The 13724-nt window shown below is 59.2% G+C and carries 8 protein-coding genes and 1 pseudogene; 2 read left to right on the plus strand and 7 right to left on the minus strand.

Going from position 1 to position 13724, the window contains the following annotated elements; genetic code table 11:
• Positions 1 to 186 precede the first annotated feature (186 nt).
• A complete protein-coding gene (locus QP994_RS00120) occupies positions 187 to 2358 on the plus strand; it encodes an acyltransferase family protein (RefSeq protein WP_284864933.1) in 2172 nt (723 codons plus the stop codon).
• Between the two features lie 168 nt (positions 2359 to 2526).
• On the opposite strand, the gene ffh is transcribed toward QP994_RS00120, so the two are convergent.
• From ffh to ftsY, 4 genes and pseudogenes are all read right to left on the minus strand, one after another.
• On the minus strand, positions 2527 to 4149 hold the full coding sequence (gene ffh / locus QP994_RS00125; protein WP_284864934.1) for a signal recognition particle protein: 1623 nt from the start codon (positions 4147 to 4149) through the stop codon (positions 2527 to 2529).
• A 177-nt stretch (positions 4150 to 4326) separates the two neighbouring features.
• A complete protein-coding gene (locus QP994_RS00130; RefSeq protein ID WP_284864935.1) occupies positions 4327 to 4665 on the minus strand; it encodes a P-II family nitrogen regulator in 339 nt (112 codons plus the stop codon).
• 20 nt (positions 4666 to 4685) lie between these two features.
• Positions 4686 to 6055 (minus strand): annotated as a pseudogene (locus QP994_RS00135) (ammonium transporter).
• 184 nt (positions 6056 to 6239) lie between these two features.
• Positions 6240 to 7784 (minus strand): signal recognition particle-docking protein FtsY, encoded by a 1545-nt coding sequence (gene ftsY / locus QP994_RS00140; RefSeq protein ID WP_284865116.1) that lies wholly within the window; start codon positions 7782 to 7784, stop codon positions 6240 to 6242.
• An 84-nt stretch (positions 7785 to 7868) separates the two neighbouring features.
• Here ftsY and QP994_RS00145 point away from each other — a divergent pair, with 84 nt between their 5' ends.
• On the plus strand, positions 7869 to 8399 hold the full coding sequence (locus QP994_RS00145; RefSeq protein ID WP_284864936.1) for a hypothetical protein: 531 nt from the start codon (positions 7869 to 7871) through the stop codon (positions 8397 to 8399).
• Here QP994_RS00145 and smc read toward each other — a convergent pair.
• From smc to QP994_RS00160, 3 genes are read right to left on the minus strand one after another with little or no spacing between them, the layout of a single operon-like run.
• Positions 8396 to 11851 carry a chromosome segregation protein SMC gene (gene smc / locus QP994_RS00150; protein ID WP_284864937.1) on the minus strand — a complete coding sequence of 1152 codons (3456 nt, stop codon included), beginning with the start codon at positions 11849 to 11851 and terminating at the stop codon, positions 8396 to 8398. The two genes, QP994_RS00145 and smc, sit on opposite strands and share 4 nt — an antisense overlap.
• A 22-nt stretch (positions 11852 to 11873) precedes the next feature.
• Positions 11874 to 12158, minus strand: a complete 285-nt coding sequence (locus tag QP994_RS00155) for an acylphosphatase (RefSeq protein WP_284864938.1) — start codon at positions 12156 to 12158, stop codon at positions 11874 to 11876.
• A 5-nt stretch (positions 12159 to 12163) separates the two neighbouring features.
• On the minus strand, positions 12164 to 13714 hold the full coding sequence (locus QP994_RS00160; protein WP_284864939.1) for an alanine/glycine:cation symporter family protein: 1551 nt from the start codon (positions 13712 to 13714) through the stop codon (positions 12164 to 12166).
• Positions 13715 to 13724 lie beyond the last annotated feature (10 nt).

A 13724-nucleotide genomic window follows, 5' to 3' on the forward strand; every position in this document is an offset into this window, starting at 1 on the left:
CCGGCGCTAACGCAGGAGTGTTGCTAAGCAACCCGCAATACCCTACCTGGGAAGTGCTACCCACACCAAAATGGGCATGCCGCACAATGCTGGGTTATAGCTCTGCCTCGTATCACGGGTAAGGTCACCGGAAGGTTTAGTACTTTCACTTCCCTGTATCCCCTATTTTTCTGTGACACAAGCCCGATGACAACCTCAGTTCGCACCTCTACGCCAACGGTCAAGCAGCCGGTGTCGTCGTCACCGTACCGTTTTGACCTTGATGGTTTGCGTGGTTTTTCCATCATGCTCGTGGTTGTGTTCCACGTCTTCGTGGGCAGGGTCTCTGGCGGCGTGGACGTGTTCCTACTGTTGTCCGGTTATTTCTTCATGGGCACACAGCTGCGTTATGCCATGCGCCCAAACCCGTCGCTGAACCCGTGGTGGCCTTTCTGGCGCACCGCACGAAGGCTCCTGCCAGCGCTGGCAGTGGTACTCGCGGCTGTCTACGCCGGCATCCGATATCTCACGCCGCAGGTCATGAGCCAGGAAATTGCTCGCCAGTTCAAGGCGTCTGTGCTCTACTACCAGAACTACGAGCTGAGCAGCCAGGATGCTGCCTACGCAGCAGCCGGTTCGCAGACTTCGCCACTGCAGCACTTGTGGTCCATGAGTGTGCAGGGGCAGTTCTATCTCTTCGCCATTACCTCTGGCATTCTGGTGGCCATTTTGGTTACTCGCGCCCATGTGGGTGTTCAGCGTCTGCGTCGCTGGATTGTGGTCATCCTCGCTCTGATCACCATCGCATCTTTCGCCTATGCATCCCGTTTTGGTTTCGTGGGCACGCCCGCCAACTACTACGCTCTCCCCTCCCGCTTATGGGAGCTGAGCTTCGGTGCTTTGCTGGCCATGCTGCCCTCCAAGGTGGCTATTCCCGCGAGGTTCCAGGCCCCCGCTGCTGGCTTGGGTGTCACGATGATCGCAGCCACCGGCTTCATCATTCCAACTTCCCTTGCCTTCCCAGGCCCAGCCGCGCTCATTCCTCTGCTCGGTGCGGCGCTCGTGGTGCTCAGTGGCCCGCAGCACGTCGTGGCTAAGCTGCTCTCGTCCTCCCCGATGACCTGGCTGGGCAAGGTCGCCTACTCCTTGTATTTGTGGCACTGGCCTTTGCTCATCTTGCTCACCGTGTACACGGGCAAGGACGAGCCTTCCGTGCTGCTGGGCATCGGCGTTATCGCGGCGTCACTCGCGTTGGCTCACATCACGTACAAGCTCGTCGAGGATCCTCTGCGCCAGCACGGAAAGCGCCCGAAGGCAACAGATCAGCCAGTGCGTAATGCGCTTGCTAGCTTATCGACGTTCCCCGGCCGCGCCCGCGCCATCGGCGGCGTTGCCATCGCCGTGCTCCTCGCCGGCACGCTTGCTATCTTGCCCATGTTCAACAAGCAAGTGGAACAGGCGAGCGGCGAGCTTGACCCGGCACTGTATCCCGGCGCCATGGCGCATTTCGGGGCTGATGTGCCGCGTGCTTTGGCTGCACCCGACCCGCACTTCATCTCGGACATGTGGCCCCCAACCGTTGACCGTGGCTGCATGATCTTCATGGACCAGCCGGGAGACTTACTCCCCCACGAAGGCTGCGTTTTTGGCGACCCGGATTCTGATGTCACCGTGGTCCTTTTCGGTGGCTCGCATGCGGAACCGTGGGTGGTTCCACTGGACAAGATCGGCCGTGAGCGTGGGTTCAAGGTGATCACTTACGTGCGCCAGGAGTGCCCGCTGGTTTTGGATGATTTGGACACGGTCTCAGAAGTCTGCGCAGAATGGTCCCGCAATGCTTTTGCGGAGATCATCGCCCTGCAGCCTGACCTGGCCATCTCCAATGCCACCCGCCCCGCCGGCCGTGCTGGTTCCGGCGGCATCGGCCCTGATATCGTGCCGGATGCCTATGCCACCGTGTGGGACAAGCTGCGCCTCAATGGCATTCCTTTCGTGGGGCTGCGCGACAACCCGTGGGTCTTCTCCCGCGAGGGCGATCACATGGACCCCAATGAGTGCCTCCTCGCCCGAAACACGATGAATGATTGCTCCACGCTGCGCTCCACGGTCTACGCCCCTACGAACCCGGCTGAGCAGTACCTCTTTGCCGCTGATAAGCAGTGGACGGTGGATACCGCTGACTGGTTCTGTGAAGAGACCTACTGCCCACCGATCATCGGTAACATCTACGTCTACCGCGACCAGAACCACATCTCTAACGCCTACGCAGAATCCACCGCACCGATCATGTGGCAGAGTCTCCAACCCATCTTCGATGCTTTGGATCTGCCCTACCGAAATGAAGAGGTCCTCGAAGATCTTCAAATCATCGAGAGTTAAGGGGTGCGAGGGTTGTCCTTGGCCACTTCTCTTCGCCGGGTGTGTGTAGAAAATTATAATGCGAAAAATCGACGCGGCTGAAACACCTGGTAGCAAATTTCTACCGTTCGGTAGTTACCGCAGCAATGTAAAGTTTTACACCGGGAGTGAGTTCTCAAGGTCTGATCCCTAGAACTTCTTCTTCCCCATGCGCTTCATCGCGCTGCCAAAGTCCAGATTGTTCAGGTCCAGGCCTTCCATTCCTGGTGGCATCTGCTGCTGCATCTGCTGAAGCTGCTCCATGCTCGGCATGCCCTGGCCACCTGGCATGCCCGGCATCCCTGGCATCCCTGGCATCTTCGGTCCGCCCTGGCGCTTCGCTGGCTTACGCTTGCCGTTCTTGCCTTTACGGCCCTTCGGTTTCTTCTTTGTTGCGGAACGACCCATGCCTGGCATACCGGGCATTCCACCCATGCCGAACTGGTTGGCCATCTTGCCCATCATCTTCTTCGCCTCGAAGAAACGCTCCACAAGCTGGTTCACATCAGCAACGGTGACGCCGGAGCCGGCGGCGATGCGGCGACGTCGAGAAGCATTGAGGATCTTCGGATCCTCCCGCTCCGCTGGGGTCATACCGCGAATGATGGCCTGGATGTGGTCGAGCTGCTTCTCATCGACCATGTCTGCCATCTGGTTCATCTGCTTGCCGCCCGGCATCATCTTCAGCAGATTGCCAATCGGACCCATGCGACGGATCATGAGCAGCTGATCAAGGAAGTCCTCGAGAGTCAGCTCACCCGTACCCAGCTTGCGGGCGGCTTCTTCCGCCTTCTGCTGGTCCATCATGGTCTCGGCCTGCTCAATCAAGGAGAGCAGGTCGCCCATGCCAAGGATGCGGCTGGACATGCGATCCGGGTGGAAGACATCAAAATTCTCGAGCTTCTCACCGGTGGAAGCAAAGAGAATCGGCTTACCGGTCACTTCACGGATGGACAGTGCTGCACCACCACGGGCATCACCGTCGAGCTTGGTCAACACAACGCCGGTGAAGTCCACACCATCAGCGAAGGCCTGCGCGGTGTTCACCGCGTCCTGGCCGATCATCGCATCGATGACAAAGAGGACCTCATCCGGATTCACCGCATCGCGGATGTTGCGGGCCTGGGTCATCAGCGTTTCATCAATACCCAAACGACCAGCGGTATCGATGATCACCACATCCGCATTCGTGCGACGCGCTTCCTCGATGGACGCCAGCGCCACCTCAACTGGATCACCGTGGGACGTGCCCATCTCGTGGTCATTGGAATCCAGGGAGGTACCCGGATCCGGCGCAAACGTCCTCACCCCGGCGCGCTCACCGACGATCTGGAGCTGCTGCACAGCACCCGGGCGCTGCAGGTCACATGCCACCAGCATCGGGGCATGGCCCTGCTTGGACAGGTGGAGAGCCAACTTACCGGCAAGAGTCGTCTTACCAGCACCCTGCAGACCAGCAAGCATGATCACTGTCGGCGGGTTCTTAGCCAGGTTCAGGCGACGAGTTTCACCGCCGAGAATATTGGTCAGTTCCTCATCGACGATCTTGATTACTTGCTGCGCCGGATTCAGTGCCTCAGACACAGCTGCGCCAAGCGCGCGTTCTTTCACACGCTGGATGAAAGCGCGAACAACGGTGAGCGAGACATCGGCCTCGAGCAGGGCGATACGGATCTCACGGGCAGTGGCGTTGATGTCCTCTTCCGTGAGCTTGCCCTTGCCTCGCAGCCCGGTGAGTGCTGATTGAAGGCGATCGGACAATGACTCGAACACGTAAAAGCTCCCTTGAAAGTCTTTGAGTAAATGTCTCTAGCCCAGTGGCTAAAAAGATTAAGTGGTGGGTTACAGCCTAACTGCTACCCACCACCAAAATCACATGTGGTTCAACTCGACGCCACCTCCCCCCACATTATTGCCCGGATTTCCCGTCAACCGGTTCCATTGTCCGGACTAGATAGCTGCGTCGTCTTCCTCTCCCGTACGCACGCGCACGGCGCGGGTTACTTCCGTCACCCAGATCTTTCCGTCACCGACTTCCCCGGTATGCGCCACATTCAAGATCGCGTTTACGGCGGTTTCTTCCTGGTCGTCGGTAACCAGAACCTCGATCTTGACCTTCTGTACAAAGTTCGACGTGTAGCGGGCACCCCGGTAATACTCGACGCTGGCCATTTGTCGGCCCGCTCCCTGAGCCTCAGTGACGGTGATGCCTTTCACTCCTGCCTCGCTGAGAGCCTGACGGATGTCACCGAGTGTGAACGGTTGCACTACTGCTGTGACAAGTTTCATGTCTCTTCCCTTCCTTCTGCCTATTGATTGGCCGTGGCTTCAGCAGCCAACTTATTGCCAGCTGGAATTCCACCAGGCCGAAGACCCGGTCCGCCGAAGTCATAGCCTGTCTCACGGTGAACGGAGTAGTCCACACCAGCGAATTCCTGCTCCCGCGTGACACGCCACCCCATGGTGTGCTTCACGACGATTGCGATGAGATACGTCAACACACCAGAGAAAAACATCGCCGCGATAGCCACCACCGTCTGGACTGCGAAAAGCTTCCACCCATCTGCTCCCCCACCGGTGAAGACTCCATTCCCTTGAGCAAAGAACGCGAGTCCGATTGTCCCCCATACAGCGGCAACGAGGTGAACACCGACGACATCCAGGGAGTCGTCATAGTTGAAACGGTATTTCAGGCTCACACCAAAACACGAAAGAATGCCGCCGCCCGCGCCAAGGAGAATGGACGTCATAGGGGTGAGTGCTCCTGCCGCCGGGGTGATGGCAACAAGTCCTGCCACCAAACCAGAGGATGCACCAAGCGACGTTGCGTAGCCATCCCGGATCTTCTCTACCGCCAGCCACCCCAGCATGGCGCCCGCAGCAGCCGCCGCGGTGTTCACTCAAGCAAGACCCGCCAAGCCATCAGCAGCAAGCGCAGAACCACCATTGAAACCACTCCACCCAAACCACAGCAGCGCGGCGCCAAGCATGACGAAGGGGAGATTGTGGGGACGCGAGTTGGATTGCGGGAATCCTTCGCGCTGCCCGATCACCAATACCAAGATGAGTGCGGCAGTGGCTGCGGAGATGTGGACGACCGTGCCGCCCGCAAAGTCAATGGGAGCAATGTGAGCCTCACCGTTTTCACTCCCGAATATCCACGCAGCGATCGAGCGCGCCCCTTCACCAAGAATGCCCCCACCCCACACCATGTGTGCGAGGGGAAAATACACAAGCGTGACCCACACGCCGGTGAACACCATCCATGCGCCGATCTTCACACGGCTGGCGATCGCACCGGAGATAATCGCCACGGTGATCACCGCGAAAGTCAGCTGAAAAGCGATATCAATGACGTTTGCGTAGCCATTGCCCCCAGCGATGTAGGCCCCGCCCCCGTTGGTGATCGAGTTACGGAGCCCAAAGAACTCAAAGGGATTCGCAAAAATCCCACCGATTGATTGTGAACCATAGGACATCGACCAACCCCACAGCACATATATGACGGACACCACCCCATGGCTGTGAACGACATCATCATCATGTTCAGAACGCTACGGCGGGACGTCATACCTCCGTAGAAAAACGCCAAGCCCGGTGTCATAAGCAATACGAGCGAAGCGGAGACGAGCATCCATCCGGCATTCCCCGATGCCAGTGCAACCTGATCTGCAGTCATATCTATCACCTCAATTCCAATCGTTTTGAATACCTATCGATCGACCGAATGGTACCGAAGAAAAAATCTATAGAACGATAGATACTGCCGTCAATGATGTTGAGTTTTTCTGTAATTCAAATCACAAAACCCGGCACCGCATGAATACGGTGCCGGGTTCACGTCAGCTCAATAAAAAGTCCAGCTAAGACCCCAACAGTGCGTCGACGAAGCCTTCCACCTCGAATGGCGCGAGGTCATCGGCCCCCTCACCCAGTCCCACGAGCTTCACGGGCACGCCAAGCTCCTCCTGAACCTGGAACACAATGCCGCCCTTCGCGGTGCCATCCAGCTTGGTCAGCACAACACCAGTGATCTCCACGACCTCCTTGAACACACGCGCCTGGGTCAGGCCATTCTGCCCCACCGTGGCGTCAAGGACGAGCAGGACTTCATCCACCTGAGACTTCTTCTCCACCACGCGTTTGACCTTGCCCAGCTGATCCATCAAGCCGGTCGCGGTGTGCAATCGCCCAGCCGTATCGACGATCACAACATCCGCCTGCTGCTCCACACCGGTCTTCACAGCATCGAAAGCAACCGCGGCCGGATCTGCCCCCTCGTTACCGCGCACGGTGGTCGCACCAACGCGACGACCCCACGTTTCAAGCTGGTCCGCAGCCGCCGCACGGAACGTATCCGCCGCACCCAAAACCACGCTGTGCCCCATCGAAACAAGCACACGAGCCAACTTGCCTGTCGTGGTGGTCTTGCCGGTACCGTTGACACCGACAACGAGGATGACCGCCGGCTTACCATCATTCGGCATTGCCCTAATCGAGCGGTCCAGCTCCGGCTTGCCGGCCTCAACGAGCGTCTCACGCAGCATCGCGCGAGCTTCTTCCTCCGAAGAAACACCCCGCTGCGCGATCTTCTCACGCAGCGTTTCCGTGATCTTCATGGTCAACGGCGCACCAATGTCCGCCATGATGAGGGTGTCTTCGATTTCCTCCCAAGCATCCTCATCCAGATCACCCGCTGTCAGAATGCCCAGCAGGCCCTGTCCGATCGCATTCTGGGAGCGCGACAAACGCCCACGCAGACGGCCCAGTCGACCCGTCGCCGGGGCAATATCATCCAACGGCTCCGGAGTCGGTGCGGGCTCTTCCTCCGGAACAGGAGTCTGCTCTAGTGCCTCATCCGCAGCTTCCACTGTGGCGTGAGCAGCCTCAGCTGCCTCCTCAGCTGCCTCCACCACCTCGGGTTCCGGTGCTGGTTCCTCAACCGCTTCAGGTGCCGCCTCTACTGGTTCCGGTTCAACCTGCTCAACCTGCTCAACCTGCTCAATCTGTTCAACGGGCTCCACCGGCTCCTCCGGCTCAACCACCATGGTCTCTTCCACTGGGGTCTCCGCGGGGATCTCCTCGGCTGCTTCAGTCTCAGCTATCGGTTCAACTGCCGGCTCGGGCACAACGGGCGCCGGGGGCTCTGGGGCAAGCTTCTGTCCCTCCCGCAGGATCGGCTCCTTCTGTACATCCGGCGAGGCGGCGGGCGCAAAGTTAAAGCCTCCCTGGGCTTGGTAATTTCCGGATTTCTCCTGCTGGGTCAGTTCCTTCGGTGCGGCCGGGTCCTTCTTTTCAAAGGACACTGCCTTTGATTTCTTCCGCTTATTGCCGGCGATGATGATGCCTAGGAGGATAAGCAGCACCACCACAACGGCGACAATGATCCACAAAACAGTTGAGTTCATCATGCGAACCAGTGTGCCACCGACACCCCGGTTCGTGTTCTTTCGGGTTCAATCAGCTCTCACAGAAGGACTAGGCTGCGGGTTATGAACCTGGATGCGCTGAAGAACCCCATTGTCTCGATCGCGCTGTCAGTGATCACCGCACTGATCGTTGCCATTAGCGCCGCGACTGGTTTCGGTGCTTTTGGGTCGAGTACGCCGACACCGCCCGCAGAAGAATCGGGGGCACTGGTAGTAGCCCTCCCCGCGAATGCGAAGACGGCGACACCGAAGCGGGTAGAGAAGATCCTCAACGGCCAGTGGAAGACCGCGTCGCATCCGCTTGGGCGCACTCTCTCTTTCTCCCGCGGCGACGGCGCCACAGAGAATGGCCTCTACCTCGTGCGTGGCGGGGCGTGTAATGGGTTTGGCGTAGCTCTCATCGTGGATCAAGGCAAGGCCACTTACACCTACGAGGATCGTCCCGTAACCAAGATGGGCTGCGACATGGAAAGACACCTCTACGATGGCGCGGTGCGTGGCGCGCTCATCGACGGCAACACGTTCTATTTCGATGGCACCAACGCATACCTGGGCAAAAACGGCACGGGACTGAAGCTCAGCCCGGCGCGTTAAGAGCGCGGCGCGGGGTTCATTCGCTGGGAAATGACGCGGGTGACACCATCGCCACGCATGGTTACACCGTAGAGCACGTTTGCCACATCCATCGTGGGTTTTTGGTGGGTGATCACGATGAGCTGTGAATCCTCGCGGAGCTCCTCGAGCAATGCAATAAGACGACGCAGGTTCACATCGTCCAAGGCCGCTTCCACCTCATCCAGGACGTAGAACGGGGATGGCCGCGCGCGGAAGATAGCCACGAGCATGGCCAGTGCGGTGAGGGATTTCTCACCACCCGATAGCAGCGACAAACGCTTGACTCGTTTGCCGGGTGGACGGGCCTCAATCTCAATACCGGTAGTGAGCATGTCCGAAGGGTCGGTGAGCACCAATCGAGCCTCACCACCGGGGAACAGGGTGTTAAAGACCTTGGGAAATTCCTTCTCCACGTCATGCCACGCATCCGTGAATAGCTGCAGAATCTGCGCGTCCACATCGTCGATCACGCCGGTGAGGTCCTTGCGTGCCTGAATCACATCAGCGAGCTGCGTGGACAGGAAGCTGTAGCGCTCCTCGAGTGCTTTGTACTCCTCCAAAGCAAGCGGATTCACCTTGCCTAAGGATGCCAGGTCGCGCTCAGCTTGCTTGAGGCGCTTCGTCTCCGCGGCCTTGTCGAAATCCTCGCCAGGCGTGTAGTCAGCCAACAGGTCGGCGATGGCAATGCCAAGCTTGTCCGCGATTCCTGCTTCCGCCTCATCAATCCTCACCTGCGCCTGCTCCCGCGCAATATCCGCCGCATGAGCGGTATCCCCTAGTCGGTTGAGCTGCTGGCGCAATGCGCTAACCGTTTCACGCACCTGCGACTGGCGGGCAGTGAGCTGTTTAAGCTGGTCAGCAAGTTCGTCGCGGTGCTGCGTGGCACGCTCTAATGAAACCTGAATTCGCGCCGCCAATGTCTGGGCGTGCTCTGCCACGGTTTCGGCTAGTTCCGCCTCAGCGCGCTTACGCGCCATCGCCGCGAGGTGACGGGCTTTTACCTCACGCTCGTGTTCGGCTTGTCTGCGCAACGCGGCACCACGTCCAGCGATCTGTTCAACCACTTGCTGGGCGGAGCGTGCCAGAAGCGTTAACTCCATCTCACGTGCACGGGCCCGAGCCAGCGCATCATTGGCTTCATCCCGGAGAGAGGAATCAACGTCTTCTTCCGTGTCATCCTGATCCACGCGGGCGAGACGATCTCGGGTTTCCTCCAACTGCTTCACCTGGTCGTTGAAGCGGATCTCTGCTTCCGTGGCCTGCTTTGCTGCCCGTTCGTGCTGTTGTTTGGTGCTTTCTGCCTGGCTGAGTACACGCTGGTAGTCACGCTTCCACGACTCAGCGTGGGCATCGTGTTCCTTGAGTGCTGCCTTTGCTGCCGCTGCTGCTACGCGCGCTTCGTCCGCAGCAATTTTGGCGCCTTCGAGGGTGCCGGATAGCTCATCAAGCTGAGACTGGGCTTTCTCCAAATCAGCCGTGGCCTGCTCAATCTGGGCAGCCACTTCCACGCTCGATGCACCACCGGAGCCAGCAGCGATCCACCCTTCGCCCACGATGGTGCCGTCATCGATCACGGCACGCAGGCGCGGATCATCCGCTACTGTGGCGCGGGCGTGAGTGATGTCGGTGGCCACCACGACGTCGACAAGCACACGTGTGATTGGGCCCGCGACCTCGGGAGCGAGGGTGACATGGTCTAACAACCAGCTCGTGCCTGTCGGGGGCTTACCGTCCAGGCGCCACTGCCTGCCCCCGGCTTTCGTGTCCACCACGACAGCGCGTGAAGCATCGGAGAGTTCCATGGCCGTGGAATCATCCAGCTGACCCGCCAATGCCTCCGCATGTGCACCGAGCGCGGCGGCGAGTGCCTTTTCCAATCCTGCCTCGGCCTTCACCCACTCTGCGAGAGGGTGGTAATCAGCTCCAAGAACATCGGCGGCTTCCGTCACAGGTGCGGTTTCGGCCAGGGTGGCTATGCGCGAGCTCAGCGAGTACACCGACTTTTCTCGCGCTTTCTGCTCATCGCGTAGTTGGTCCAGGCGTTTTTCTGCAGCATCCGCTTCCGCCACGGCTCGTACATGAGCTTGAGTCAGTGGCTCTCGGTCAGCGGTAAGTTCCGCCATCTTCTGCGCGGTCTCTTCAGCTTGAGCTTCTGCTTCACGGGCCTGCTCACGGGTTTCTTCCGCGGCAATACTTAGACGTTCTACCTCTTGCTTCGCTGATTCCACCGCGGCAGCGTGGCTTTCTTCCTGCGCGAGCAGACGCACCACGCCTTCACGGCGATCAGCGATCGCACGCACCTGCGCCAAGTGCTCAGCCTCCGCGGCCTTGGCGCGCTGCTCCAACTCCGCAGTCTCCTCAGCAGCCTCTTCGAGAGCTTCCGCAGCGTTTTCATACTCCTCTTGCGCTGCCTCGTATTCCTCTTCCGCGCGTTCAGCTCGCGCTAAGAGTTCGTCCGGATCCTGGCCCCTGAATTCAGGTATTGCCATAGCGTTCTGTGCACGCTCCCCCGCGATGCGCAACGTTGCGGACGTTCGCTCAGCCAAAGAGGACAAACCAAACCACAGGCGCTGCGCTTCCTGGGAAGCCTCCGCCACACGCGCCTGATTCGCTTCCACCGCCAACTGGTTCTGCTCAGCCTCTTCCAACTCCCGGCTAACGGTGGCGACTTTCTCGGCGTGGAGTTCGGCGGCGCGTGTGGCGTCGATAAGCGATTCACGCAGGGTGACCACCTGGTGGCCGGCTAGTTTCAGGCGCGCGTCACGCAGATCAGCCTGCACGGTCGCGGCACGTTTCGCTGCTTCTGCCTGGCGCGCGAGCGGTTTGAGCTGCTTGCCCAGCTCATCGGTGAGGTCCGTGAGGCGATCCAGGTTCGCCTGCATCCCCGTGAGCTTGCGCTGTGCTTTCTCCTTGCGGCGACGATGCTTGAGCACACCGGCTGCTTCTTCGATGAACGCGCGGCGATCCTCCGGGCGCGATTCCAAGATCTCACTGAGCTTGCCTTGGCCCACGATGATGTGCATCTCACGGCCAATACCGGAATCCGACAGCAGCTCCTGGATGTCCATGAGGCGCGCCCTGGAGCCATTGATTTCATACTCGCTGGCACCATCGCGGAACATGCGGCGAGTGATGGCCACCTCGGAATATTCAATAGGCAAACGCCCATCCGAGTTATCAAACGTCAGCGTGACTTCCGCACGGCCCAGCTGCTTCCGTTCCCCCGCGCCAGCGAAGATGACGTCTTCCATCTTCCCGCCACGCAGGTTCTTCGCGCCTTGCTCCCCCATCACCCAGGCCAGCGCGTCCACCACATTGGACTTGCCTGAGCCATTCGGTCCGACAACAGCACAAATGCCGGGCTCGAATTTCATCGTCGTCACAGACGCAAAGGACTTGAATCCTTTCAGCGTCAGCGATGTTAAGTGCATTGGAAAAGTTTAACCCAGATGATTAGCGCTCAACGAACCCCTGGGCACCCCGCGACTCACTGTACTGCGGTACGACGAGGGTCACGGTGCCGGGGCGCTTCGCGGTGGAGGGGTCTTCTTTCAGCAGAGCTAAAAGCTTATCGACGTCGCTTTGCTCCCCCTCCGCCACCACCTCAACGCGGCCGTCAGTGAGGTTCTTAGCGTAACCGGCCAGGCCTAGTTCCAAGGCGCGGCTGCGTGTCCACCACCGGAACCCCACGCCCTGAACGTGGCCAGTGACAAAGGCTGTCAACCGAATTGTGCTCATAGGCATTAAATGCGGGTCAGGCCGCCCTCATCGTTGTTGCCGTCAATGTTCCCATCGCGGCGGGCTTCCTCGACCGTGACGCGGTCTTCGATGCTGCGGCGCGTCACTGGATCAGAGCCATCCCAGAACTCAACGTTCTTGACCTCGGGCATCATGTCGCGGTGGAAGACCGGATCGATGTCCTGGCGGCGCTGTTCATTGAAGTTCTTCAGCAGCTTGATAGCAATGCCACCCAGCGGGATGATCGCGATGATGTTCATGATGGCCAGCAGACCTGCCATCGTGTCGCCCAGTGCCCACACCAGCGGAACAGAGCCGAAGCAACCAAAGACCACGAAGCCGAGCACCACGGTGCGGTAAATGTTCAGCACCGTCTTGCTCTTGGTCAGGTACTCGATACTCGCCTGGCCAAGGTAGTAATTGCCCAGCACGGAAGAGAAGGCGAGGAAGAACAGGATGAAGGTGATGAAGTGGGCACCCCACGCACCAACAGAGTCCGCCAGCGCGGACTGCGTGAGAGCAGCACCCTGAATATCATCACGGCCGTAGCTCACCGCCGGGCCAAGCAGAACAATGAAGGCGGTGATGGAGCACACCACGAGGGTGTCAAAGTACACGCCGAGCGTCTGCACAAGACCCTGCTTCACCGGGTGAGACACGGTTGCGGTTGCCGCTGCGTTCGGGGCAGAACCCATACCGGCCTCATTGGAGAACAGACCACGGCGCATACCCTGCATGAACGCAACACCCACGGCCGCGCCAGCCACTTGCTTGAAGCCAAGTGCGTGGCCGACGATGAGTGAGATCATGTTAGGAACCTCGCTGATGTTCAGCACCACGACGATGATGCCAACGATGATGTAGGCGCCCGCCATGAACGGAACGATGATCTGAGTCCAGCTAGCCACACGCGTGACACCACCGAAGATGACCAACGCGGTCAGGCTAGCCAGCACCACTGCAGCAAAGCCCTTCAGCATATTGGAGTCATTGCCCAAAGAACCACCAACAGCTTCAACGATGGAGTTGGACTGAACGGCGTTGTACACAAAGCCGTAGGTGAAGGCGAGGAAGACGGAGAACACAGCAGCCAAGTGCTTCCAGCCCAAACCACGAGTCATGTAGTAGGCAGGGCCACCGTGGTAGTTCCCATTCTCATCCTTGGTCTTCCACAGCTGTGCCAGCGTGGACTCCACGAATGCGGTTGCACCACCCAGAATGGCCAACATCCACATCCAGAACACTGAACCCGGGCCACCGATGGAGATAGCCAGGGCCACACCGGCAACGTTGCCGGTGCCCACACGGGAGGCAGCAGAAATGGTGAAGGATTTGAAGGCGGACAGTCCGCCGTACTCCTCATCCAAATCACGCCCTGCACGGTCTTTGCCCTTCGGGCTTTCCGCGATAGCACGGAACATGTCCGGCACTGCGCGGACCTGAACAAAGATCGTTCGCAGCCCGAAATATACGCCTGCTGCCAGCAGGAACCAGGGCACGAGACTCCAGATGACACCATTGAGCGTGTCATCAACAAAAAGATACGCAGCTTCCATGTCGGAAAGT

It is taken from the genome of Corynebacterium sp. MSK044, assembly GCF_030232825.1.
Lineage (GTDB): Bacteria > Actinomycetota > Actinomycetes > Mycobacteriales > Mycobacteriaceae > Corynebacterium.

Excerpts from the sequence above, each read along its gene's own strand:
- QP994_RS00120 (WP_284864933.1), top strand. The coding sequence starts at position 187 with ATGACAACCTCAGTTCGCACCTCTACGCCAACGGTCAAGCAGCCGGTG.
- QP994_RS00130 (WP_284864935.1), bottom strand. The coding sequence starts at position 4,665 with ATGAAACTTGTCACAGCAGTAGTGCAACCGTTCACACTCGGTGACATC.
- ftsY (WP_284865116.1), bottom strand. The coding sequence starts at position 7,784 with ATGAACTCAACTGTTTTGTGGATCATTGTCGCCGTTGTGGTGGTGCTG.
- QP994_RS00145 (WP_284864936.1), top strand. The coding sequence starts at position 7,869 with ATGAACCTGGATGCGCTGAAGAACCCCATTGTCTCGATCGCGCTGTCA.
- smc (WP_284864937.1), bottom strand. The coding sequence starts at position 11,851 with ATGCACTTAACATCGCTGACGCTGAAAGGATTCAAGTCCTTTGCGTCT.
- QP994_RS00155 (WP_284864938.1), bottom strand. The coding sequence starts at position 12,158 with ATGAGCACAATTCGGTTGACAGCCTTTGTCACTGGCCACGTTCAGGGC.
- QP994_RS00160 (WP_284864939.1), bottom strand. The coding sequence starts at position 13,714 with ATGGAAGCTGCGTATCTTTTTGTTGATGACACGCTCAATGGTGTCATC.